General features: G+C 58.5%; 15 protein-coding genes and 1 pseudogene. 6 read left to right on the forward strand and 10 right to left on the reverse strand.

The annotated features are described in order from the left end of the window. The first annotated feature begins 74 nt into the window (after window positions 1–74). Window positions 75–1,073: a P-type DNA transfer ATPase VirB11 gene (virB11, locus tag T8A63_RS21125; protein WP_322346705.1), complete on the forward strand. Its 999-nt coding sequence runs from the start codon at window positions 75–77 to the stop codon at window positions 1,071–1,073. 128 nt (window positions 1,074–1,201) lie between these two features. Here virB11 and T8A63_RS21130 read toward each other — a convergent pair whose 3' ends face one another. From T8A63_RS21130 to T8A63_RS21140, 3 genes are all read right to left on the reverse strand, one after another. Next, window positions 1,202–4,285, reverse strand: a complete 3,084-nt coding sequence (locus tag T8A63_RS21130; protein WP_209273891.1) for a type III restriction-modification system endonuclease — start codon at window positions 4,283–4,285, stop codon at window positions 1,202–1,204. 61 nt (window positions 4,286–4,346) lie between these two features. After that, window positions 4,347–6,002 carry an RNA-binding domain-containing protein gene (locus tag T8A63_RS21135; RefSeq protein ID WP_209273889.1) on the reverse strand — a complete coding sequence of 552 codons (1,656 nt, stop codon included), beginning with the start codon at window positions 6,000–6,002 and terminating at the stop codon, window positions 4,347–4,349. Beyond that, the gene (locus T8A63_RS21140) at window positions 6,002–7,444 is read right to left on the reverse strand and encodes a site-specific DNA-methyltransferase (protein ID WP_322346707.1); all 1,443 of its coding nucleotides are present in this window, start codon (window positions 7,442–7,444) and stop codon (window positions 6,002–6,004) included. The genes T8A63_RS21135 and T8A63_RS21140 overlap by 1 nt, the downstream gene beginning before the upstream one ends. 3 nt (window positions 7,445–7,447) lie before the next feature. Here T8A63_RS21140 and T8A63_RS21145 point away from each other — a divergent pair, with 3 nt between their 5' ends. Beyond that, entirely contained in the window at window positions 7,448–8,674 is a 1,227-nt protein-coding gene (locus T8A63_RS21145; RefSeq protein ID WP_322345894.1) for an IS256 family transposase, read from the forward strand. A 65-nt stretch (window positions 8,675–8,739) separates the two neighbouring features. On the opposite strand, the pseudogene T8A63_RS21150 reads toward T8A63_RS21145, so the two are convergent. The 6 genes and pseudogenes from T8A63_RS21150 to T8A63_RS21175 form a co-directional block, all read right to left on the reverse strand. Then, window positions 8,740–9,264, reverse strand: a pseudogene (locus T8A63_RS21150) (site-specific DNA-methyltransferase); the annotation flags it as partial. A gap of 8 nt (window positions 9,265–9,272) precedes the next feature. Continuing rightward, window positions 9,273–9,959 (reverse strand): DUF4391 domain-containing protein, encoded by a 687-nt coding sequence (locus T8A63_RS21155; protein ID WP_209273885.1) that lies wholly within the window; start codon window positions 9,957–9,959, stop codon window positions 9,273–9,275. Then, window positions 9,956–13,216, reverse strand: coding sequence for a helicase-related protein (locus T8A63_RS21160; RefSeq protein WP_209273883.1), 3,261 nt, complete (start codon window positions 13,214–13,216; stop codon window positions 9,956–9,958). The genes T8A63_RS21155 and T8A63_RS21160 overlap by 4 nt, the downstream gene beginning before the upstream one ends. A gap of 265 nt (window positions 13,217–13,481) precedes the next feature. Then, a complete protein-coding gene (locus T8A63_RS21165; protein WP_209273882.1) occupies window positions 13,482–15,419 on the reverse strand; it encodes a type IV secretory system conjugative DNA transfer family protein in 1,938 nt (645 codons plus the stop codon). Window positions 15,420–15,431: 12 nt separating this feature from the next. After that, complete coding sequence (locus tag T8A63_RS21170; RefSeq protein ID WP_322346614.1) at window positions 15,432–17,306, reverse strand: relaxase/mobilization nuclease domain-containing protein; 1,875 nt, start codon at window positions 17,304–17,306, stop codon at window positions 15,432–15,434. Beyond that, complete coding sequence (locus T8A63_RS21175) at window positions 17,299–17,847, reverse strand: helix-turn-helix domain-containing protein (RefSeq protein WP_114273193.1); 549 nt, start codon at window positions 17,845–17,847, stop codon at window positions 17,299–17,301. Before T8A63_RS21175 ends, T8A63_RS21170 begins: the two co-directional genes overlap by 8 nt. A 677-nt stretch (window positions 17,848–18,524) precedes the next feature. On the opposite strand from T8A63_RS21175, the gene T8A63_RS21180 reads away from it, so the two are divergent. Next, a complete protein-coding gene (locus T8A63_RS21180; protein WP_209273880.1) occupies window positions 18,525–19,316 on the forward strand; it encodes an AAA family ATPase in 792 nt (263 codons plus the stop codon). Then, window positions 19,309–19,998 carry a hypothetical protein gene (locus tag T8A63_RS21185; protein WP_209273879.1) on the forward strand — a complete coding sequence of 230 codons (690 nt, stop codon included), beginning with the start codon at window positions 19,309–19,311 and terminating at the stop codon, window positions 19,996–19,998. Before T8A63_RS21180 ends, T8A63_RS21185 begins: the two co-directional genes overlap by 8 nt. Here the strand turns inward: T8A63_RS21185 and T8A63_RS21190 are convergent. Continuing rightward, window positions 19,955–20,434 carry a hypothetical protein gene (locus T8A63_RS21190; RefSeq protein ID WP_209273878.1) on the reverse strand — a complete coding sequence of 160 codons (480 nt, stop codon included), beginning with the start codon at window positions 20,432–20,434 and terminating at the stop codon, window positions 19,955–19,957. The genes T8A63_RS21185 and T8A63_RS21190 overlap by 44 nt on opposite strands. A 43-nt stretch (window positions 20,435–20,477) precedes the next feature. On the opposite strand from T8A63_RS21190, the gene T8A63_RS21195 reads away from it, so the two are divergent. Then, window positions 20,478–20,657 (forward strand): hypothetical protein, encoded by a 180-nt coding sequence (locus tag T8A63_RS21195; RefSeq protein WP_068247264.1) that lies wholly within the window; start codon window positions 20,478–20,480, stop codon window positions 20,655–20,657. Between the two features lie 159 nt (window positions 20,658–20,816). Continuing rightward, on the forward strand, window positions 20,817–21,086 hold the full coding sequence (locus T8A63_RS21200; protein WP_040179869.1) for a hypothetical protein: 270 nt from the start codon (window positions 20,817–20,819) through the stop codon (window positions 21,084–21,086). Window positions 21,087–21,257 lie beyond the last annotated feature (171 nt).

Here is a 21,257-nt window from a genome sequence, read left to right on the forward strand (position 1 = left end):
AACACGCGTTCGACCGAAGGGAGAGGCCGCGTGTCTCAAAGCAACACAAACCTGAAACACACGGGCGGCCAGCCATGAACCCGACGGCAGAAAAAACCAGTTTTCTTTCGACCTATCTAAAACCTCTGGCTGCACCGCTCGCCGATCCCTGCGTGGTCGAAATAGCGGTCAATCCCGATGGAAAGGTCTGGGTGGAAACCCGGGGGGCTGAGCATATGGTCGGCCTCGAAGGTGTGTTTTTCTCCCCTTCCCAAGCTCGGGATCTTGCAACATCCATTGCCAGCGCCACCCACGGACAAATCAGCGAGAAAAAGCCGCTCGTCTCCGGCAAGATCGAGATGAACGGCAAGCCGATCCGGGCACAGGTCGTCTATCCGCCCGTCGTGGATGGCGGGCCCTCGATCACTTTGCGCCGCTATAGTGAAGACCAACTCACCTTGGGCGACATCGGTCTGTTGCACGGTGGACTGGTGGATTTGGATGCCGAACGACAGGCAAAAGCCGAACGGGTGATCGCACTGACGCAGGCGGGGGATATTCGAGCCGCCATGAAACTCTGCATCGAAGAGCGGTTGAACATCATGATCAGCGGCGGGACGTCCACGGGCAAAACGACTTTTGCCCGGGCGCTTCTCGCGCTGGTGACCAAGACGGAGCGTATCGTGACCATCGAGGACGCATTCGAGCTCTTTCCTCCGCAGCCCAATCGCGCGATGCTCAAGGCTGACCGTGTCCCCTCAAGTGAGCGCACCGCGGCCAAATTGCTGGAGACCTCTTTGCGCATGCGTCCTGACCGGATCATTCTTGGCGAGTTGCGCGGCGATGAGTGCAAGACCTTCCTCGACGCGATCAACACCGGCCATTCAGGCTCTTTCACCACAATTCACGCCGATACCGCGCAGAAGGCGCTCGACCGCCTTGCCCTCATGGTCATGTCGGTGGGCATCAATATGAGCTTTGAGGAGGTAAGGCGCTATGCCGCGTCCAGCATCGATGTCGTGGTGCAGCTTGGTCGGAAAGACGGAAGACGTGGGGTCGAACAGGTGTGGGTGCCTGGCAGCTCAAATCCTTGAGGGGATCTGCTAGTCCGCCACAGAGGGCCTGCACACAGCGATGATGCTTAACGGGGCACCCTGATCTGCAAGCGGAAAATGGTCTGTTTGGCGTCAACAGGAAACTCGAGGGAGATACCGCGGTTTCTTCACCCCACATCTTTCACCAGCGTCATAAGTTCAGAGTAGCTGGTGACCACATCATATTTGACGCTGTTGTCATTGATCCGTCGACCGATTTCGTCAAAGAACTTTCGGGCACATTTGATCTTGGTCTGTTCCAGTTCACGCATCTTCATCGAGGGGAGGTCAGACTTGGTCTCTGCGACAAAGTAGAGATGCTTGATACCGCCTTCTTTGAACGCGATCGCCCAATCCGGGTTGTAGTCACCAACGGGTGTCGGGATCAGGAAGCCGCGTGGTAGTTTGGAGTAAACGACAACCTCTGCGCTTGTATCGAGATCCCTGACAAAGTCGCGCTCTACCTTTGAATCCACGATCGCATAATCATAGACGTGGTTCTTCAGCTTCTCAGTCGCCTTCTTGAAGTCGTTGCCCGTTTCGCCCGCCGTGAACAGCTCGGAATCATAGCGCTCTTCGACCGCATCGTAGGTCAGCTTTTCGATGATCGCGGTTGCTTTTTGCTCTTGGATCAAGTGCGAGGCATCAGCGATGAATTGTTCAGGGTTCTTGGCAAACTCACCAAATTTTGCCGGTTGGATCCCGGCCAGGATTTCGCCCACGGTCTTGCGTGTCAAATCAGTATTCTGAGCAATTGATCCGATGACATCGTATGACACGCGTGAATGTGCACTCTTGCCGCTCTCAGACCGAATTTTCCCCTGCACGAAGGCACTGCCATCCCGAAGGTTTTCATCGGTCACGTCATCGGACAAGGCACCCTCCGTCACCAGATATTGCAGCGGCGCAACCTGCAGTTCGCTTTCCAACCGGTTAATACAGCTTTGGACCAGTGCGACGCTGTCGAACTCGACCTGATAGACGGCCTTTCGGTTTATCCGGCGCCAAAGCTCTTGAAACTCCTTGCGCTGGAAATTTTCATTCAGCCGGTTTCTCTTTGGGGTGCGCCCGTCGCTGAACATGTCGTCGATGGCCCTGCCATTGAAAACGGTGTCAATCAGCGCGAAGACGGCATCGCGATGGGCTTCCAGCTCCTCGGGAAGCTCTGCCAGTTCCTCCGACCTACGGGCCTCGTGATAGGCGGCGGTGATGTGGCCATCTTCATCGACATAGTCGCTCTTGATCAGGAAGCGCTCCAACTTTTTGGCAAGCGATTTGTCCAAGACCAACTCCAGATCGCCGGTTTTCAACGTCTTGCCATCAAAATACTCGGCATCCGCCTGCTTGGGCCGAGCCGACAGGTTCTCGACGATCTCTTTCTGCAGGGCTGTCACAAACCCCTTGTAGCTCTCCGATGCGACTACGGTCAGCACGTTGATGTCATGCACGGTCACCGGATGATCCATCCTCTCGCCATTGCGATTGACCGCGATCCGCAGACCGCGCCCGACTTCCTGACGCCGTGAGATGGTGTTCTGGCTTTCATTGTGCTTGAGCATGCACATCACGAAGACATTGGGGTTGTCCCAACCTTCTCGCAGGGCTGAGTGGGAAAAGATGAAACGCGTGGGTTCCTCAAAGGACAACAGCCGCTCCTTGTCCTTCAGGATCAGATCGTAATCACTGGGTTCTGTCGATTGGCCCGCCAACTCGCCACGGGCGGCAGCCTTGGGGTCTGTCATCCGCCCCTTCTTGTCGATCGAGAAATAACCGCGATGGGTCTTGCCCACCTCGATCCCGGTCAGATAGTCGCGATACTCCACATTCTCCAGCGGCAACTCAGCAAGTAGCTCGTCAACCGCCTGCGCGTATTCTTCCTCGAACACCCTGGCATATTCGCCCTGCTCGTCAGCCTGGTCGTAGTCACGATACTTCACCACCTCGTCGATGAAAAACAGCGACAGCACCTTGATCCCACGCGCGAACAGCGCCTGTTCGCGTTCCAGATGGGCCGAGATCGTTTCGCGGATCTGAATGCGCCGGATGTCGCGTTCCGTCACATCGCCCGACGCCTCACCCGCGTGCAGTTCATCACCATTGGTGAAATGCACCGTGTCATCGCGGGCGTCGATATTGCTGACAACGAAATCCTTGTAGACCTCCAGCCCCTTGGACAGATCGAACAGGTTGCGCCCCTGTTCCAGTTTGCGGGCGACACGTTTGATCCCGCTCTGCATCTTGACCTCGATATCCACCCAGGCGACCGGCGCGGCGCTTGAGGTCTCGATCCGGTGCAGGAACAGATAGGGGTTCGTCCCGCTCAGGCCTTTGGTTTCCACACCGCGCACCTTGATTTTCTTGACCAGCTTCCTGTTGAAGGCATCCACCGCATCCAGACGATGCACCTTGTTGTGGACGGTTCTGTGCGTCGCCGAATAGCGCAGGATGAACAGCGGGTTGAACAGCGGTAAGCTTTTTTGCGTCGCCGGCCCTTCCATTTTCTGCGGCTCGTCCAGGATCAGGATGGGGCGGTTCTTGGCGATCACGTCGATGGGCTTGCGCGACTGGAAATCGTCCAGCTCGTCATAGATCCGCCGGTTATCCGCCCCTGACGCGTTAAAGGCCTGAACGTTGATCACCATCACGTTGATGCCCGCGTCCGACGAAAAGCTCTCCAGCTCGTGCAGCCGCTTTGAATTATAGACGAACGCCCGGACCTTCTTGCCGTATTCTTGCTGGAAATGCTCAGCCGTCATCTGGATCGACTTGGCCACCCCTTCGCGGATCGCCACGCTGGGCACCATGATGATGAACTTGGACCAGCCATAGCGTTTGTGCATCTCGAACATGGTTTTGATGTAGACATAGGTCTTGCCCGTGCCTGTCTCCATCTCGACGTCGAGGTTGATCTGCGCGCCGGGCTTGTAGCTGGCGGGCTTGGTCTTGCCCTTGTCATCGGTGTGATGCGTCAGACTGTCCGACGGGGGCAGCATCGCGCCGCGCTGCACCTTGCGGATGTTCTCCAACAAGACGTCCTCGGGCAGCTTGACAGGGGCGTTGCCAAAACCCTCCACCTCCATCTTGGCCTGCCGGTCTGCGCCGGGGTCGATGGTGTATTTCAGAACATCCTGCCGGGGCTGGCCCTCAAAGCAATCGACCACCGCATCGACGGCATCGGTCTGATAGGGTTGCGACTTGAACTTGATTTTCATGACTGTCGCTTTCTTAAATCGGGCTGTTCTTTCTTAGATGCTTTCTTAGGGTGTTCGCGTTTCATTCGCATGCCTTCCATTCCGGCGCGGTCCTTGACCCTGCGTTGAAAATCACCCCATCCACACGTAACTTAGTGAGAATATTGCCTATTTTGCTCTTTTTCTGCGCATCGTTCAGCGCATCACTGAGCTTGTCCCACAGCAGTTCGTCGATTTCCTTTCTTGAGGCACTGCCGAACTTACTTAAAAACTTGAGCACCAGATCGGCATAATGCTGATCATCGAAAGCGCTGGTCTTGATATACTCGGCCTGCCGGGAAGACGCGGCTGCTACGGCGGCCGACACACGAAGGTTCGGCCTGCGCCCCTCAACCAGCCCCTTGCGCTTCAGAGCCTGGATCGCCGCATCCGGCACCTCCAACCTTTTCTGCACCCGGTCCAGCGCCAGCACGTCGGTCAGCTTCAAGCCGCCGTTTTCCATCAGAACGCGTGTATAGGCCGGATCGACCACCCCACCATAGACCGTCATCACCACTGCATCGCCCGACACCTCGTAATCCGGCATCGGAAGGTAGCGCCGACGCTGCGTTTCATACATCCGCTGAATGCCATAGCCCATCTGGTCGATCATGTTCAGCTCGACCATGGCCTGCACCAGATAGGGGTTGCGATAGCCCCTCGGCGTCTTGTCGCCGCGCACGTAATCCTCGGGGGCGCCCTCAAAGAACCGGCCGGCGTTTTCCAACACCAAGCGATCCGGCCGCTCGGTCACGATGACCCGCTGGTTCTGGCGGTAATCCTGATGGGCGATGCAGTTGTGCAGCGCCTCAAGCACCACCTTCTGGTCGTATTTCGACACCTCATGCGGCAGTAGCTCGTCATCGGGGAGCAGGCGCAGCTGAATGTTGCGGATACGTTGATACAGCTGCGAGGTTGCCAGCAGGAATGGCGGGCCGAAGTGTTCGTAGGCCGTTTCCGGTCCGACCAGCTTCCATGTCATCTGTGCGGGCTGCGGCGACAGCAGATAGGCGCTTTCCGCGCGCCCCAAAAGCAACAGCGCCGTGCGGGTCACCTGTCCGCGTTGGGTCACCTTCGCGCGGTCCAGCAGGGTCGCCACTGGCCACCCGCGCACCTCATCCGCATTGATCCGGTTTTGATGCTTCAGGGCAAAGTCACTGCGCGCGCGCTCCACTGCCACGGGGTCCAGATCATCCAGCGTGGCGCCGTCCACCAACTGCGCGCTCCAATCGTCATGCAGGGTCTGGTTGCGGATCTCATCTTGCTTCGCAAAGCCAAGCGCGCTCAGGCTTTCCCCCGCCCGCGCATAGGTCTGACCCTGCCACGCAATGGGAATACCCCTTGGCGCGGGCGGAATCTCCAGCATGACAACCCGCTTGCCGTCCACATCCACCTCATGGATTTGCCGGAATGTGGTTGTCGGGTCTGCACCTTCGGCAATTTGTTGTTTCAGGCTTTGCAGATGCGCGGGGGCGGGCCGGTAATCCGTCCCCACGACAGTCCTGCTTTTGTTGTTCACCCCGAACACAAGCCAGCCCGCGTCGACGTCCTTCAGGTTTGCCTCATTCGACAGGGCCGAGAAGTATTTCCCGATATCCCCTGTGGAATAGGAATTGGACGCCTCCTTGAACTCGACCACCTCGTTTTCCCAGGTGGTGATCAGGTCGGTCAGTTTGAGGCGCAGCGCGGCGGGGGTCATCAGATCGCCTTGACCTCGGTGTCGGGCGACAGGGATTTGAAGATTTGGCGGACGTTGATCTTGGTCGCGTCGTCCTTGAAGCCTGTGTCCTTGAACACCACGCGCAGGGGGTGGCGGGTGGCGAGGGTTTTGACAAGGGTTTCATCCACCCCATTGTCGAAACAGGCGATCAGGGCGGTGCCGGCGACGGTGAAGACGGTCTTGCCCGCGACGCTCTCGCGGGTGATGGGCAGGGTCAGGTCAACGCCCCAATCCAGCAGCACCTGAAACAGCAGGTCTTCGGGGGTGCGATCCGGCTTGATATTGTCCACGCGGGTCAGCAGGTCGGCCTGTGTTGTGGCGTCGGGGGTGTAATAGACATCGGCCATGTTCGAGCTGTCGATTTTCAGCACGCGAAAGCCGAGGCTCTCTATGCCCTCTTTCTTCATCTCGGAAATGACAGATTCCACTCGAAGCTTACCCATGTCGAAAATAGTTTTCATCTTCGACTCGGGAATGCGCAAAGGTTCCGCCACCTGAACACCGATAAATCGACGATTTCCACCATCAGCCTTATTCTGCTCTAGCACAGCATGGGCGGTTGGCGCGCTTCCACTGAAAAAGTCCAACACAATGTCCTGTGATTGCGCATCAGTGGCTAACTGGATCATTCTCTGGATCAAAGCCACAGGCTTAACAGAATTGAGAACATTCTCAGTATTTTCAAATGGAACATACTTCAGAAGCGTTTTCTTGGCATCTTGCGTATGACCAACATCTTTGTAGAACCAAAGCGTTTGAGGTGTTATCCCCTGCTTAACTTCGGAAAGAAAACGCTTGAGCCGAGGCATGTTATTTCCGTCAGCGCCCCACCAAATTCTGTTCTCTTGATTTAACCGCTGGAAATTTTCTTCGCTTACCCCCCAGTATCGCCCTTTCGGTGGTCCCTCAATGACTCTGCCCGACGGACATGTTATTGCATAGAGACCTGCATCATACCTATTTCTTGCGGCAAGGTCGCTTGAAGTCCAAGGCCCTCTCTCATCGTTGTCCGGATTCTTATACCTCGAAATCATCTCCTCGGTTTGCGGCAGAAGATTGGGGCGCCATGTGTTCTTATTTTTCGCGAATATTAGGACATAATCATGATCCTCAGAGAACCATTGAGCAGAATTCTTGGGGGAAAATACTCTTTGCCAAATAACAGATGTAACAAAGTTCTGCTCGCCAAAAATTTCATTCCCTAAGTTCCTAAGGTTTTGAACCTCGTGGTCATCAATTGAGATAAAAATAACTCCATCATCCGCAAGAAGGTTTTTGGCAAGTCGAAGCCTTGGGGCAATCATTGAAAGCCAGTCTGAATGAAAGGTCGTGTCGCGAAGGTGGTGGAAATTCGAAGGTGGCGTAATCTCCGGGTGACTTGAACCCACCCAACCGGCGGCAGCAACCGCCAGGGAGATCACGCCATGAAGAACGATACCGACACTGCCGCGCTTTCGCTACTGTCCAATGAAGCGGGCCATGATCCGATCGAGGATCGCTTGCGGGAGAATATCCGCGCTACGATCGAGGCGGTTTTCGAAGAGGAGCTGGAGGCGTTTCTGGGGCGCTGCCGTTATGATCGCCGCCCCGGCAAACTCACGGGCTACCGGCACGGCCACCGGGAGCGTCAGCTGATCGGCACATTTGGGACCGAGACGATAAGTGTGCCGCGCGCCCGCGCCGTCGATGAGGCTGGCAAGACCACGGAATGGCGCTCGAAGGCGCTGCCGCGCTACCAGCGGCTGACCAAGAAGGCTGAAGCCCTCATCGCTTCGGTCTATCTGGCCGGCACCAACACACGACGGGTGAAGCGGGCACTGTATGGACTGTTTCAGGGCGCGGTAAGCAAGGACGTGGTCAGCCGGGCCTGGCGCAAGGTGAAGGTCGACTGGGACGCCTGGGTCGCGCGCGATCTGGCCAATGAGGACATCGTCCGGCTGATCCTCGACGGCACGGTGATCAAGACACGCATCGGCAGACGCGCCACGAACATCTCGGTGCTGGCGGCCATTGGCATACGCCGGGACGGGCAGAAGGTGCTGCTTTCGATCATGAATATGGGCGGTGAAAGCAAGGCTGCCTGGGCCGAGTTTCTCGGCGATCTCGATGCGCGTGGCCTGAAGCGACCGGAATTTGTCATTGTCGACGGCGCGCCAGGGCTTGAGGCCGCCCTCGTCGCGCTCTGGGGCGAGGACCTGCCGATCCAGCGCTGCACCGTTCACAAGCACCGCAATCTTCTCGGCCACGCCCCGAAACGCATGCAGGACGAGTTGACCGAGGATTACCGCGACATGATCTATGCTGACGATGCGGGCGAAATCGACAAACGTCGTAAGGCGTTCCTGCGCAAATGGCGGCTGAAGTGCCGCGCGGTGGCGGACAGCCTGGAAGAGGCCGGTGACCGGCTATTCACCTTCACGCGGCTGGACCCATCGCAGTGGAAATCGGCCCGGACGACAAACGCCATTGAGCGCCTGAACGAGGAGTTCCGCCGCCGCATCAAGACCCAGACCGTGCTGCCCTGCGCCGAAACCGTGCCGATGCTCCTTTGGGCGCTGATGGCATCGGGCCAGATCCAGATGCGGAAAGTGGACGGTTGGGAAACCTTGGCTCAGCCCATCGCTCCAATCAGCCTTGACCTCGCGGCTTGATCAGGCCCAAATCCCCATGCTCGGAGAACGCCGCCGGAGAATTTCCACCAGATTCGAGACACCACCGAATGAAATCTCCCATTTGATTCTGTGTTCGCCACCAGACGGTTGCCATCAGTATCTGACTGGCTAGTGCCCTCAAAATAATCATTTGCGCTAACAGAAAAATCATCATCATAAATAAAATCATTCCCCGTATTATAGGGGGGATCGATGTAGATCATCTTGACCTTGCCCAGATAGGTCTCTTGCAGCAGTTTCAGCGCCTCAAGGTTGTCGCCCTCGATGAACAGGTTGCGGGTGGTGTCGAAATCCACCGACTCCGCCCGCACGGGCCGCAGGGTTTTCGCTATCGGCGCATTGGCGGTGATCAGCGCCTGCCGCTTGCCCGGCCAGTCCAGATGATACCGCTCTTGCGGACCGTCCACGATGCTGTCGGACAGTTCCTGCCGCAGCAGGTCAAAATCCACGGCGCGGCGCAGCGTCCCGTCCGGCCCCGTGCTTTCCGTCACACAGCCCGGAAACAGCGCCGCGATCCGCTCCACGTTCTGCGCGGTCAGGTCGGGGCTGTGCATCTTCAGCTTTTCAATCTCGTCACTCATGGTTTTCCCCCGCCCGTTTTTCCCGGGTCTTTCATATGGTCAAAGGCCGCCTGTGCCTCGGCCAATTGGCCGTGCAGCGTCACCTTGATGTTGAACTGGCTTTCGCGCCTCAATCTCGATTGAAGCTGCGCAATCTCACGTTCTTTTGCCCTGATTGCCGCCAGTCGCGCAAGGCGGCTCTCCACATCCTCGCCCGGCACCGGCGTCACCGGCATCAGCGCGGACAGCATCCGCTCATAGAGCACACCCATGTTGACCGCCACCGGCAAGGGCGCGCGGGGGGCGTCATGCGCGGTCCACTCCCCCCGCAAGGGATCGGACAGCACCCATTTGCCGCGCTCCGCCTCGGACGGGCGTTTGTAGGCGGCGGCGGGTTGGATGCGGTCCCCCGCCACCAGCTCGAACAGCAGCGGGAAGGGAATGGCGCGGTCAATAGCACGCAAAATGTCGTCATGCAGCGCGTCGCCCTTGAGCGTGACGCGGAACACCTGAATTTCCGGCACGGCGGCTGTCGCAGGCAGGTTCAGTGTTTCCGGGGCGAGCTTGTGCGCCCATGTGATCTGATCCACCTCGCGCACGAAACGGTCGCGCAGCGCCGTGCTGGCGGCGGCCCCGTCATAGATGCGGGTCTTGGGGATCACGCGTTTGAGCGCGGTCTGGGGCGGGTATTGATACAGCGTCATGGGTCGCGCACCACGATGAAGGCGATAAGTTCGAAATCCTCCAGCCCCGCGATGGTCTGGGTCAGCGCCGTGGTATGCCCGCCCGAGAACAGGCTGTCGATGTCGCGCTCTTCCTTGACCTCGATCATCGAGCGGATCGCGTCGTTGAGCAGGTTTGAGTAGGTGCCCATCCTGCGCCCGTCCTGCGTTTCCGCGTTGAAGGCGGTGCAAAGGTCGCGAATGGGCTGCGTGACCCCCTTGCAGCCCGACCGGATCAGATCGAGCAGGCGTTTGACCTGTGTCTGATCCGCGATGATCTGACCATTCTGGCCGATATAGATCAGGTAATAAGGATGCAGTCGGTTCTGCTGGCCCACGTTCACGCTGTCATGAATGTTGCGCAGCGTGAAGATCACGCCGGGATGCAGGCCGCGCTTGGGGTCCGACGGGATGACCGTGTGCAACCCATGCGGCATGCGCGGCAGGTCATCATGGGTCTTGAGGTAGTTGAGCAGGTCCATCCGGAAGTCGTTCAGGCCCAGGTCGGTGATGGAAATGCCGGTCTTGACGTCTTCCAGCTCGATGACCTCGTTCTGAAGGCGCTGAAGTTGGTCCTTGCGGTAGGCGACGTCCGAGCTTTTGGAGGTGAGCACGTTATCCTCGCCGGTGCCCGCCATGTCGACGATGTGCATCCGGTTCTCGACGCGTTCCTTGAGGTTGATGTATTCATCCAGGCTGATGTCGGGCCAGTAGTTGGACAGCTGGATCTGGGTGTTGGGCGAGCCGATGCGGTCGATCCGGCCGAACCGCTGGACGATGCGAACAGGATTCCAGTGGATGTCATAGTTGATCAGGTAGTCGCAATCCTGAAGGTTCTGCCCCTCGGATATGCAGTCGGTGCCGATCAGGATGTCCAGCTCAGCCGGATCATCGGGCATGATCTTGTCCTTCTCTTTGGCGCGGGGGGCAAAGAGCGTCAGGACGGATTGGAAGTCATAGTATTTCTTGAGCGTGGTTCGCGGATTGCCCGATCCGGTTACAATGCCGCTGTGAATATTCTGCGCCTCGGCGAAATGCGGCGCGAGCTGATCGAACAGGTAGTTCGCGGTATCGGCATAGGCGGTGAAAACGACCACCTTGCGGTTGCCGGGGTTCAGAGGGTTGGCCATCTTTCCGGCGATCTCGGCAATTAGATGCTGAAGCTTCGCGTCGTCTTCGGGCGTGACCTTCTCCATCTCGGCAATCAGGCCATCGATGATGATCTTGTCGACCGACAACTCCTGCTTCCAGGCCGTGACGTCCATATCTGCCAGATCAATCTTGATCTTCTTACCTACAGAGAAATCGGCGAAGTCGTCATCCTCGTCCGCAACAGCTTCCAGGTCGATGTCCAAATCCTCGACCGTCGCTGCACCGCCGGAAGCCTCGAACTGGGCAATGGCATCCAGCGTCCGGCCGATATTGCCGGACAGCGCGCCAAGGGTCTTGCGGAATGCATGGACAGAGCTTTCCAACCGCTTGAGCAGGTTGGTCGTCATCAAGGCTTGCAGGCTCTTCTCGCGGTCAGCCTGTTTCAGCGTGCCTTTGCCGCCCTCCGTCTTGGTGTCATAGAGGTCTTCGTATTTTTTCAAACGACTGGGCTGGATATAGTTGACCGGTGCATAGACGGCCATTTTCAGGTCGCTCAGCTGGGCGAATATCTCATTGAAGCCGATGACGTCGTCACGGTGCGTGATCGGCAGATGATGTGACAACGGCTTCAGTCGCGTTGGAAACTTGCCGATGTCCGCCGTGTCGTAGAAGGTTTCGATATGCTTGCGGGATCGCGCGATCGTCACCGCATCGAGCAGCTCAAAGAAATCGAAATCCAGTGCCCTTAGGATGGAGGCTGGCGTCCTTTGATCCGGGGGTAAGTTGGACCAGACGTTAAACGCAGTCTGCGCGCGACGAAATATCTCTTCCACGCTGGTCTTGGTTTTCAGGTTCTTGCTCAGGGCATCTGAATGCCCTTCATAGGCAAGCGCCAGTTGGTTTCTCAGATCTGTGAAACGATTGTTAACCGGCGTCGCCGACAACATCAGGACCTTGGTCTTGACCCCGGCCTTGATCACCTGGTTCATCAGACGTTGGTAACGGGTTTCGCGATCCTTGTAGACATCGTTGTTCCGGAAGTTGTGGGATTCATCGATGACGACCAGATCGTAATTGCCCCAGTTCACACGATCGAGCCGCATCCCGAATGACTCGCCAGACGTTCGTGAAAGGTCCGTATGGCACAACACGTCGTATCGAAACCGGTCCTTGGCGAAAATGTTGGTGGTCAGGTTTGCATTATAGTTGCGCCAGTTGTCTGCTAGCTTTTTCGGGCACAGGACCAGAACGTCCTTGTTGCGCAGTTCGTAATACTTCACCACCGCCAGAGCCGTGAAGGTTTTGCCCAGCCCCACACTGTCGGCCAGAATGCACCCGTTATAAGTTTCCAGCTTGTTGATAACGCCGACGGCGGCATCTCGCTGGAAATTGAAGAGCTTCTGCCAAACAAGACTTTCAAGATAACCGGTTCGATCCTTAGGCAGAACGTCCTCATCGATCTCGCTCAGGAAGTCGCTGAACAGGTTGAACAGAATCATGAAGTAGACCCGTTCGGCAGGATTCTCCTGGTACACGGACTCGATGTGCTCAAGGACTTCGGCCGTGACATCTCGCAGCTTTTCCTCATCATTCCAGATCTGGTCAAAGAGGTTCAGGTAGGTCTGCGCAAACTGGGGCTCATCCATGACCTGTGTGTAGCTTGAGACCGCATCCCCGCGCTGATACCCGAGGTCAACAGCGGTAAACCCTGACAGCGGCATATAGGCCGCACCGGTCTCGGACCGCTGCACATGTCCGAACTGCTGCATCGGTGCTGATGTGACGTTCGACTTGAAGCGCGCCTTTTTGCGGATCCAGTTGGCACATTCCCGCGCGACCGCCCGTTGGGTCATCTTGTTCCGAAGCTGAATTTCAAACTCGCTGCCTGAAAGCGTTTCTGCCGCTCGCCCTTTGGGAATGAAAAACTCACGCTTCTCCTTCTTGATGCGGTCGATCGCACCGTTTGGGGTAAACGTCGGTGTGGTAAAAATGAACTCGAACTCTTTTAGTTCACTCAATTCCGTTTTCAGGGCATCGAATGCGTAAATAGAGAAGCACGCGGCGGCGACCCGAAATTTCGACGCGCCGGACAGCTCGCTTTTCAGATCATCTCCCAGCAGCGTGGTTGTGTTGTCGACAATCCGCAAAAGTTCCCCCATAGGTCATATGTTCGGAAATGATGTCACACTAACTCTCGCGGCAGAATGTGCAACGCTTTGAAAATAAATGCGCAAAGCTGTTTACACTGCCAAAAAGAATAACTCGGAGCCTTGGGCGAAGCCAAGCGTCAGCCCTTCTCCAAGCATTCGGCCATCGGCCACCCCATCACCTTAATCCACTACCTAAGCCCAGACTAGGATCGTAAGCGCTTCTTAAGCCTTGGTTTTTATTTGTTTAATGATTTAGAAGTGGTCAGGCTGTACTAGTTCCGGCCAAGCCTGAGCTCCGTTGCCTACGACCAGATCGTGTTTTCTTTGGCTTTGCCCTGGCGGCTTCTGCGTATCCCTGTAGCGCGCCTGTATAGGTCTGGACCGCAGTCTCGAATTCCTTGTCGCCCATGGAGATCGCCGCGGGTGCTGCGGGTTCTGGTTGCTCGAGGGTGATTTTCTTCGGCCTGTTCGAGACTGGCGCTGCAGCAGGAGGATAGGGCAAGGCATGCCCTTGCCGTGCTTTGTCGATCTCCTCAAAATGCCGGTCCGCATAGTAGCGGATGTGATCCGCCTTGATGGGATATTGCCCCTCGGGCAGGACAAGGACCTTGTCGAGCGGGAAACGCAGCAATTCAGCGGGGGATACAAGCGCCCTTTCTTCCGAGCGACGGCTGATATTTGCGCTCTCAGAGAGCTTGCGCACGGTTGCCTGTGATCTGGTCTTGCCCACGATCGTGCGCTTGCCGAGGGCTGCGGACAGCACGTCTGCGGTGCGATCATCCTGCGGGGTCATGTAGATCTGCACACCCGCACCGGCCTGCAGCGCGCGGCGGTCGGTTTCGCCATAGATGCCCTCAAGACCGGGGATCGACTGCGAGATGATAAAGAGCCGCCCGCCATAGGAGCGGATCGTCTTGATGCTCTGCAAGACCAGGGGTTGTTTGCCCAGTTGGTCGAATTCATCCATCAGGAACATGACGGGATGTGGCTCGTCCGGTCCGGGATGCGCGCGCTGCAGACATGCGATGGCATCGGCGAACAGGAGCCGGATCAGGGGGGCCAGTGTTTTCAGGTGCTCCGGCTGCACGACAATATAGAGCGACTGTGGCTTTCGTCGGAACGTCCCGAAGTCGAAATCGCTTGCCTGTGTTGCCCGGTCCACCGCCGGATCGAGCCAAAGCTCCAATCCGGCCCCGCGGATCACACTGACATAGGAATCGAGAATCTTGTCCACTTCGTCGGCCATGCTCAGGAAAATCTCTGCCACCACCGGGTTCGCGGTCTGCATGGCGGCCCGTTTGTAGAATTCCTTTTTATTGCCGCCGCCAGTCATGATCCGCAGCGCCTCACCGATCGTCGGCTTGCCGGTCTCGATGGCATAGAGGCAAGACGCCACGAACAGGCTGCGTCCGGCCTGGAAAAAGCTCTGCGCGTTCACGCTTTCGACGATGAGGAACAAGTCCGCCATGGTGTTGACGGCGGTGTATTGCTGCTCGGGGCTGGGCAGATCGGCAATGCGCTGGAGAGGATTGAACCGGTGCGTGCGGGTCAGGACGGGCCCGTTCTTGCCCTCGGGCTGAACGTAGTCATAGGGCGAAAAGTACCAGACCTGATTGTTCAGCGCCTTTTGGCGGTGGATGGATGTCTTCTCGAAATTCTCGCCCTTGACGTCGAGGATCACGGCACTGCCCTGGAAGTGCAAAAGGTTCGGCAAAACGAAGCCTACCCCTTTGCCCCGGCCCGTTGGCGCGATCATCATTGCGTGTGGGAAGCGATCTGGCGTGGCCGACACGAAAGGCGCGCGGGACGCAGGTGACCCGAGCTTGCCGAACAGAAAGCCGTTCTGGGAAAGAGACGCAGACATACGGTTGCGGCGGAGCTCGGGACGCGACTGGAAATGCGCATCATCATAATCGGTGAGCGACCCGCGATGAACGGATGTCGCTCCTGTCGCCGCCAGAAGCAGGGCAGGAAGTGCCGTGATGAGCCACGCAGTATGTTCCACCGCAGGGTTTGCCTTGACCCGTGGATCAGACAGATTGAGCAGCCAAAGTTCGAAAATATCGAACCCACCCAGGTCTTCGCCAAATCGCGCCATCAGATAGAGCGTGGCGATCGCGGCACCGATCCAGGTGCCAACACCGAGACCGAGCAGGATGGCGATTGGATACCGCCAACGGCTTTCCATTGCATGCAGCATGTTTTGAATCCTCTAGAGGCCGTAATCGCCACTGGTATCGTCCCGGTCGCGCCCCCGCTCCTCGGCGCGCTCGAAAGCCTCGATCCGGGTCCGGTAGGTGGCGGCTGGTTCGCTGTCGCGCCCGGTAATGTCATCGCCCGCATCCACTGCGGCGATGGCCTTTAGCTCCGAGAACACGGCTTGTCGCAGACCGGGGTCTTCGATGCGGTCCATGAGCGGATCGATCCGGCCAGCGGCCAGCTGATCCATATCCCCGTCGCGCAGGTCTTGCCGCACGTCGGAGATCAGCTTGTCCAGCGTGGCGATGTCGGCAAGGCGACTGCCCTGCCCCGCGTCGAGAATGTCCTGACGCGCCAGATCCGCCAAAAGATCACGATCCATGTGCAGCCCCGCAAAAACATCATGCGCGCGCGCCTGCAGGTCACGTTCGAGCCGAAGCCAGTCCGAGCGCTCCTGGGCGTCCACTGGGCGTGAGGCTTCGAGTTGCGCCTCGCTGCGATGGGGTGCGGTGAAACGGGCAGCAACTTCTTCGATACTGCTGCCCGCCTCCTCGAGTCGTGCCTCCATCGGTGCCAGAACGCGCGCCAACTCCGCTCTGAAATGACCCAATGCAGCATCGGCCTCGGCGACGAGCGGATTGCCCTCCTCTGCTGCCCGTGCAGCCAGCCCCGCTATCCCCTGCACACTGTAGGGATCTCGCTCGGGCGATACCGATGAAGAATGATCCGCAAGAAAGTCGCGGCCCAGAAGCGTGCCCATTTCGCGGGCCTGCCCCGCAAAGAGCTGTTCCAGTTCGACCTTTTCGGCACCGGGAGCCATGTCCTGAATGGCGCTCCACGCGGTGTCGGCTTCCGCTTGCAATGTCTCGCGGGCGGCGATCAGACGACCGATCACATCCGCTCCGGCAGCGGGGATATCAACCCCTTCGGCAAACCCTTCTTTCACCGGCATTCCTTTCATCAAGTTGGTGGCGGCAAGCTCTGCGCCCTCCGCGATGCGCCCCATCCATCCATCCGGAGGGGTGTCGGCCTCCAGGCCCATCCCCGCAAGTTGCGCCAGCTGCCGATACCCCTCGGCGTGTCTGCGTATCTCGGCCTCTCGCAGAGCGCGGCTTTCAGGATCCAGCGGGGCAACCACTGGCTCCCGTCCCTCCTTGCGGGCCGCCTGCAAATCAGTGTCCCGCGGGGCGTTTTCCATGATGCCTCGCGACAGACGGGAAGAGGCGTTCAGTACCAGCCCGTGCTCGCCCGCGATCTGCGCATGCAGCTCGCGCATCATGTCATAGCTGATCTCGGAATGGCGGCTGATCGAGAGGAACTTGCCGTCCTCCATCCCGACCTTGTCGACAAGAACATGGGCATGCACATGGTCTGTGTTGCAATGGAGGGCCGCCACATACCGATATCGATCCCGGTAATCCCCGCCGAACACCTCCTGCGCCCATTCGCGCGAGATGGCTTCCGCCAATTCCGCCTCGGTTCCCTTGGGAAAAGACAGGATGATGTGATCGGTATGACCCCGTTTCGGCGCCCCGCACCAGGAAGCACTCCAATCGGCAATGACATTTTCCATGCCGCGCTCGCCAAAGGCACGATCGATGCCGATCTGGTTCGACCAGGCTGCGACCCGCGCCTCGTCGCGCAGAATGTATTTCATCTGTCGGCGTAACTCTTTTGGCGAATGACACCCGCCCGTGCCGACCCGCTTCACCACGCTTTGCGGCACCCGCAGCGCGTTCCAGGACATTACCGCAACTGCCCCGCCGGACGTGCCACGCCGACGGCCCGACGATACGCGCGCTTCGCCTGCCATGGCTGCAGACCGCCGCCCCACATGAGGCAGAATCTCGCCCAATACCGCCTGCTGGAGGGTGCGTGTTTCAGCCATCGCGCTGCCCCTCCCCAACGTCCCGAAGATCGGACACCCGGACGAAGGACCCGCGCAGCGAGGCCGCGCGCAAAGCCTGCACGGCCCGAGCAACCTCTTCGGCCCGGTCCGCAAGCCGACCGACCATTGCCGCGTCGCGCGCGTTCCACCGCAGCTTGCCCGCATGGGCAAGCTTCAGCATCTGCACAAGATTGCGCGCCAAGGCATTGAGCTGATTGGCCGACGCCTTGAGCGCCGTGACCTCGTCCCGGCGAAACGCGACAATGCCGGATGACAGACGGATCATGTGCCGGAGCAAACCCGACGTGGTCATGCCCGTCTCAGCCACAAGCGCCTCGAATGCTTCAGCCTCACGGGCGGACACCCGAACCTGCAGCACGCGGCCCTTTGTGGTTCGATCCGTCACCACACCGCGCGCCCGCACGCGGGCGACAGTGGGCCGGGAGCAGCCAACACGCACGGCGATCTCCCCATCGCCAAGCCCTTGAGCAGCGAGCCGGAGAACCTCTTGTCGGGCTATGGTGGAGAGGCGTTTGGACATAGGCGGCAAGATCTATCATTAGATAGTTTTTGTAAACACGAAAACTCTAATGAGTCGCCGCACAAGTTTTGTCATACACAATACCGTTCCTGTCAACGTCCCTTCGGTCCGTTGTCGCACCTTCGGTGATCAGCAGGCAGGGTCTTGGCCTTGCCTGCTGTAAACCCCACGCGACAACGAACAGACCGAAGGGACACCGCCTCCCCCGCGCCGCGATCCGGGACCCCGGCCCGGATCCTGAACAGGCGCGGGAATGACGTCGGCGCAGCCGACACGATATCCCTTCATTGGCGTTGAATGCTCAAAGGGGTTCTCCCGGAAGGAGAAGAAGACCTTGTGGGATTGGAACGCCTGCGCAGCACCGTGCGTATTACGTCGGCGCTGATACGGATAGTCGATGGTCAGGTGACCCGACACCTCGAAGGCTGATGGCAGCATTGGGAAATTGCCACAACGACGCGATGGCGAAAAGGATGGACGCTGCAATCACGGTCGGCGTGAGTGACCTGCTGACCAATTGACCGAACGCGTACGCAGATGATCGCCAAAACAGCACATCGCCTCAGCAGATACACATCTGTCTGACCCAAAGGTTGAACGTCTGTATCGCGCAAGGTCTGGACGCCATCCCGAGGCATCGCCATAACGGCACAAAATATACGTTATGGAGACATTGAATGCTTGTTGTGACGGCCATCTCCGCGAAGGGCGGTTCGGGAAAGACAACTCTCATACAGATGCTTGCGTCCGCCATGCTGGCACGCGGCCGCCGTGTGCATGTCATGGATGCGGATGCTGACAAGCAGATCCTCGAATGGGAATCAAAAAGCGCGCGCGCCGACTTCGGTGATCTGCCACGCCTTCCATGGCCCACGGGCTTGACCGTGGCCGATGCCCCCGAGACCGTTGAAGGCCTTTACCACGCGCTGGACAGCTTTGAGGCTGAAGGTGTTGATCTGGTTCTGATCGACACCCGCCCCGGCGAGCACCCCGACACCGAAACACTGGCGCTGGCCTGCGACATGATCCTGGTGCCGGCCGTGCCGGTACAATCGGATTTCGTGGCGGCCCTGAAAACCCTGACATGGGTAATGCGCATGATCGAGACCCTCGGGCCGGATGACCCCGCCCCGCTGTTTTCCGCGGTATTGATGAACGCGGACAAACGCGCGATCGATTTCGTGACCGCAGGCGATGACTTTGAGCGTGATGCGGCAAGACGCAGGGTTCACCGGCAGGACCTTGAGGTCTTCGAGGTGATTTCAACCCTGCCGCTCCTACCAACGCCGGTGCCCCATCTCACTGCGATCCAGCGCATGCCGCTGACCGGGCCGCTGGGATACGTGCGGGACATTTATGAACAGGATCTTCGTCATCGGTTGCAGGCGGGGCATCTTTCCTCAGCCCTGACACTGTGCCGCGATGTCCTTTGCGACATCGAGGCCATGGTGGATGCTGCCAATGGCTAGGAAGATTCCAAACCGGTCCGGGACCGCTGTCTCGAACGAAGACAGGCTGGCGCGGTCGCGGCAGTTCGCCACGAGCGCCACGAAATATGCCGCGTTCGATCAGAGTACGGCGGAAGCGGTCGCGACAGAAGGCCCAGCGGTAAAATCAGTGGTCAAGAATGAACCCCGGAAAGGGGAAAAGGCAGCCGCGGCTGAAACGGCGCGCATCAACTCGGGGGTATCCACCCAGCCGGTGGCGGATGATGCTTGCAGCACTCGCACCGAAGGGCAGTCTCGAACCTATTACGTGCGCATCGGAGCTGAGGATCAGGCACGGATTGAGGCGCTGGCAGAACGATCTGGCCTTGATCCGGACTACGTTCGGCGTGCCTTGATCAAAGCGGTTCGCGCCCGCATGCAAAACCTGCGCGACACCGCGACCTGGCATGAGGTTGCCTCCGCTGCACGACCACGCCTGGCCGAGCCCAAAGGCACTGGTGCCCCCTTCATGAAATCGATGATCAGGCTCGACGCCGCCCATGTGGCGGCGCTGCAGACAAGCATTGATGACCCGCTCAACGTCTATGGGGTGACGCAGCTGTTATCCGCCTTCGGTAAGGCGCTGCTGCACTCCGAGATCGAAGAACTCGCTCAAAAGATCAGCGGCATCGAAGCCCGGGCAGCGCGTCCTGATCCAGCGTAAAGGCATCGCGTGCGGTCACGACAGCGATCTGACCGCCCGCCTCGATCATATCGATGAGCTGTGCCCATTCGGCAGGATCAGCATCCCGTTGCGTTGCGATCCCGTCCTGCACAGAAAAGGCAGCCTGCTCTCCGGTCGCCGCGAGAAAGACAATGCGTTGTGGCGCTTTGTCATCGCTGTGACGCGACAAAAAGTACGCATGGCTCTCGTTTGGGTTGTAGACACGGTCAGGATCGCAAACTAAGAGCAAGGTCCCGTCGTTTGCAGTCGCAGCATAGGTCTCCAGACCTCGCGACAAGCCGATCTCCCACTCGGCAGCGACAGCCGATGAAGCCGCGCCCAGAAAGAGCGCAATATGTAGAGGCCTGTAAAGCAAGTTACTAAACTCCGTTTTGTGTTGGCCAAGCATATATAGGGACAGGCAGATACCTGCCACCTGATTACTGCGGCTCCGACCAAATGGAGGTCAGGAGAAGAGCATGAAGAAGTATGCGGGATACCCCGTCGAAGTCATTTGGACGACGGTAAACGGTGAAGACGTCGAGGTCGGCGTCGTATTCCAATGGAGCTGCGGCATGCGCCGTACCAGATGGTCCGATGACTTTGATCAGGCGGACGGCGCGAACCTGAGGTACGAGCCCTATGAGGACGCGGGATAGACCGCCTCCAGCCCTAAAATGTTCGCAAGCGACCGGAGCAGGACACGATTGTGATCCGGGCCAATGACACCGAGAGAGGGAACACGCGGGGCAGAGATCGTTGCAAAGGCGACGACGGTTTGTAACGCTACCAAAGAAGACCGATAGGAGACCCATGAGATGAAAGAGATTTTCAACGTTGGCGAGACAATCTTGCTGGACGGCGCGCCGCTTGCACTGGTGACCCCCGATGGCGTCAAGGCCTGGATTGAAGACGGCGTTCAGCACAGCTTTCGCTATGACCAAGTGCGCGATCCGCTCAGCGGCGAGATGAAATACCGCTGTCTCTACGAGAAGTACGGGTCGGATATGCCGTTCGTGCTGGTAGGCAACCCTGACAGTGAAGAAGGCGCGCACGTTATTCTGTTCGACCAGAAGCCAGACGCATAGCCCTTCGGAGTCTTATGCCAGGTGGCGAAGACTAGAGCCTCTCGGCTTCGCCCGGCGGCAGCGTCCACCTTGCAAGAGGGATGCAGACCCGTCAGGGCTGAAAGCGGATCGTGAAGGCGACCATGTGGCAAACGTTTTGGGATGGCTCAGGATGAGACAGACCAAGACGTA

Origin of the sequence: Sulfitobacter sp. OXR-159 (genome assembly GCF_034377145.1) — a bacterium.
Taxonomy (GTDB): Bacteria; Pseudomonadota; Alphaproteobacteria; order Rhodobacterales; family Rhodobacteraceae; genus Sulfitobacter.

What these genes read in the sequence shown, in the direction of transcription:
- T8A63_RS21135 (WP_209273889.1), bottom strand. Translation starts at nt 6,002, where the DNA reads ATGACCCCCGCCGCGCTGCGCCTCAAACTGACCGACCTGATCACCACC.
- virB11 (WP_322346705.1), top strand. Translation starts at nt 75, where the DNA reads ATGAACCCGACGGCAGAAAAAACCAGTTTTCTTTCGACCTATCTAAAA.
- T8A63_RS21200 (WP_040179869.1), top strand. Translation starts at nt 20,817, where the DNA reads ATGAAAGAGATTTTCAACGTTGGCGAGACAATCTTGCTGGACGGCGCG.
- T8A63_RS21145 (WP_322345894.1), top strand. Translation starts at nt 7,448, where the DNA reads ATGAAGAACGATACCGACACTGCCGCGCTTTCGCTACTGTCCAATGAA.
- T8A63_RS21185 (WP_209273879.1), top strand. Translation starts at nt 19,309, where the DNA reads ATGGCTAGGAAGATTCCAAACCGGTCCGGGACCGCTGTCTCGAACGAA.
- T8A63_RS21180 (WP_209273880.1), top strand. Translation starts at nt 18,525, where the DNA reads ATGCTTGTTGTGACGGCCATCTCCGCGAAGGGCGGTTCGGGAAAGACA.
- T8A63_RS21165 (WP_209273882.1), bottom strand. Translation starts at nt 15,419, where the DNA reads ATGCTGCATGCAATGGAAAGCCGTTGGCGGTATCCAATCGCCATCCTG.
- T8A63_RS21130 (WP_209273891.1), bottom strand. Translation starts at nt 4,285, where the DNA reads ATGAAAATCAAGTTCAAGTCGCAACCCTATCAGACCGATGCCGTCGAT.
- T8A63_RS21175 (WP_114273193.1), bottom strand. Translation starts at nt 17,847, where the DNA reads ATGTCCAAACGCCTCTCCACCATAGCCCGACAAGAGGTTCTCCGGCTC.
- T8A63_RS21155 (WP_209273885.1), bottom strand. Translation starts at nt 9,959, where the DNA reads ATGACGCTGTATCAATACCCGCCCCAGACCGCGCTCAAACGCGTGATC.
- T8A63_RS21170 (WP_322346614.1), bottom strand. Translation starts at nt 17,306, where the DNA reads ATGGCTGAAACACGCACCCTCCAGCAGGCGGTATTGGGCGAGATTCTG.
- T8A63_RS21195 (WP_068247264.1), top strand. Translation starts at nt 20,478, where the DNA reads ATGAAGAAGTATGCGGGATACCCCGTCGAAGTCATTTGGACGACGGTA.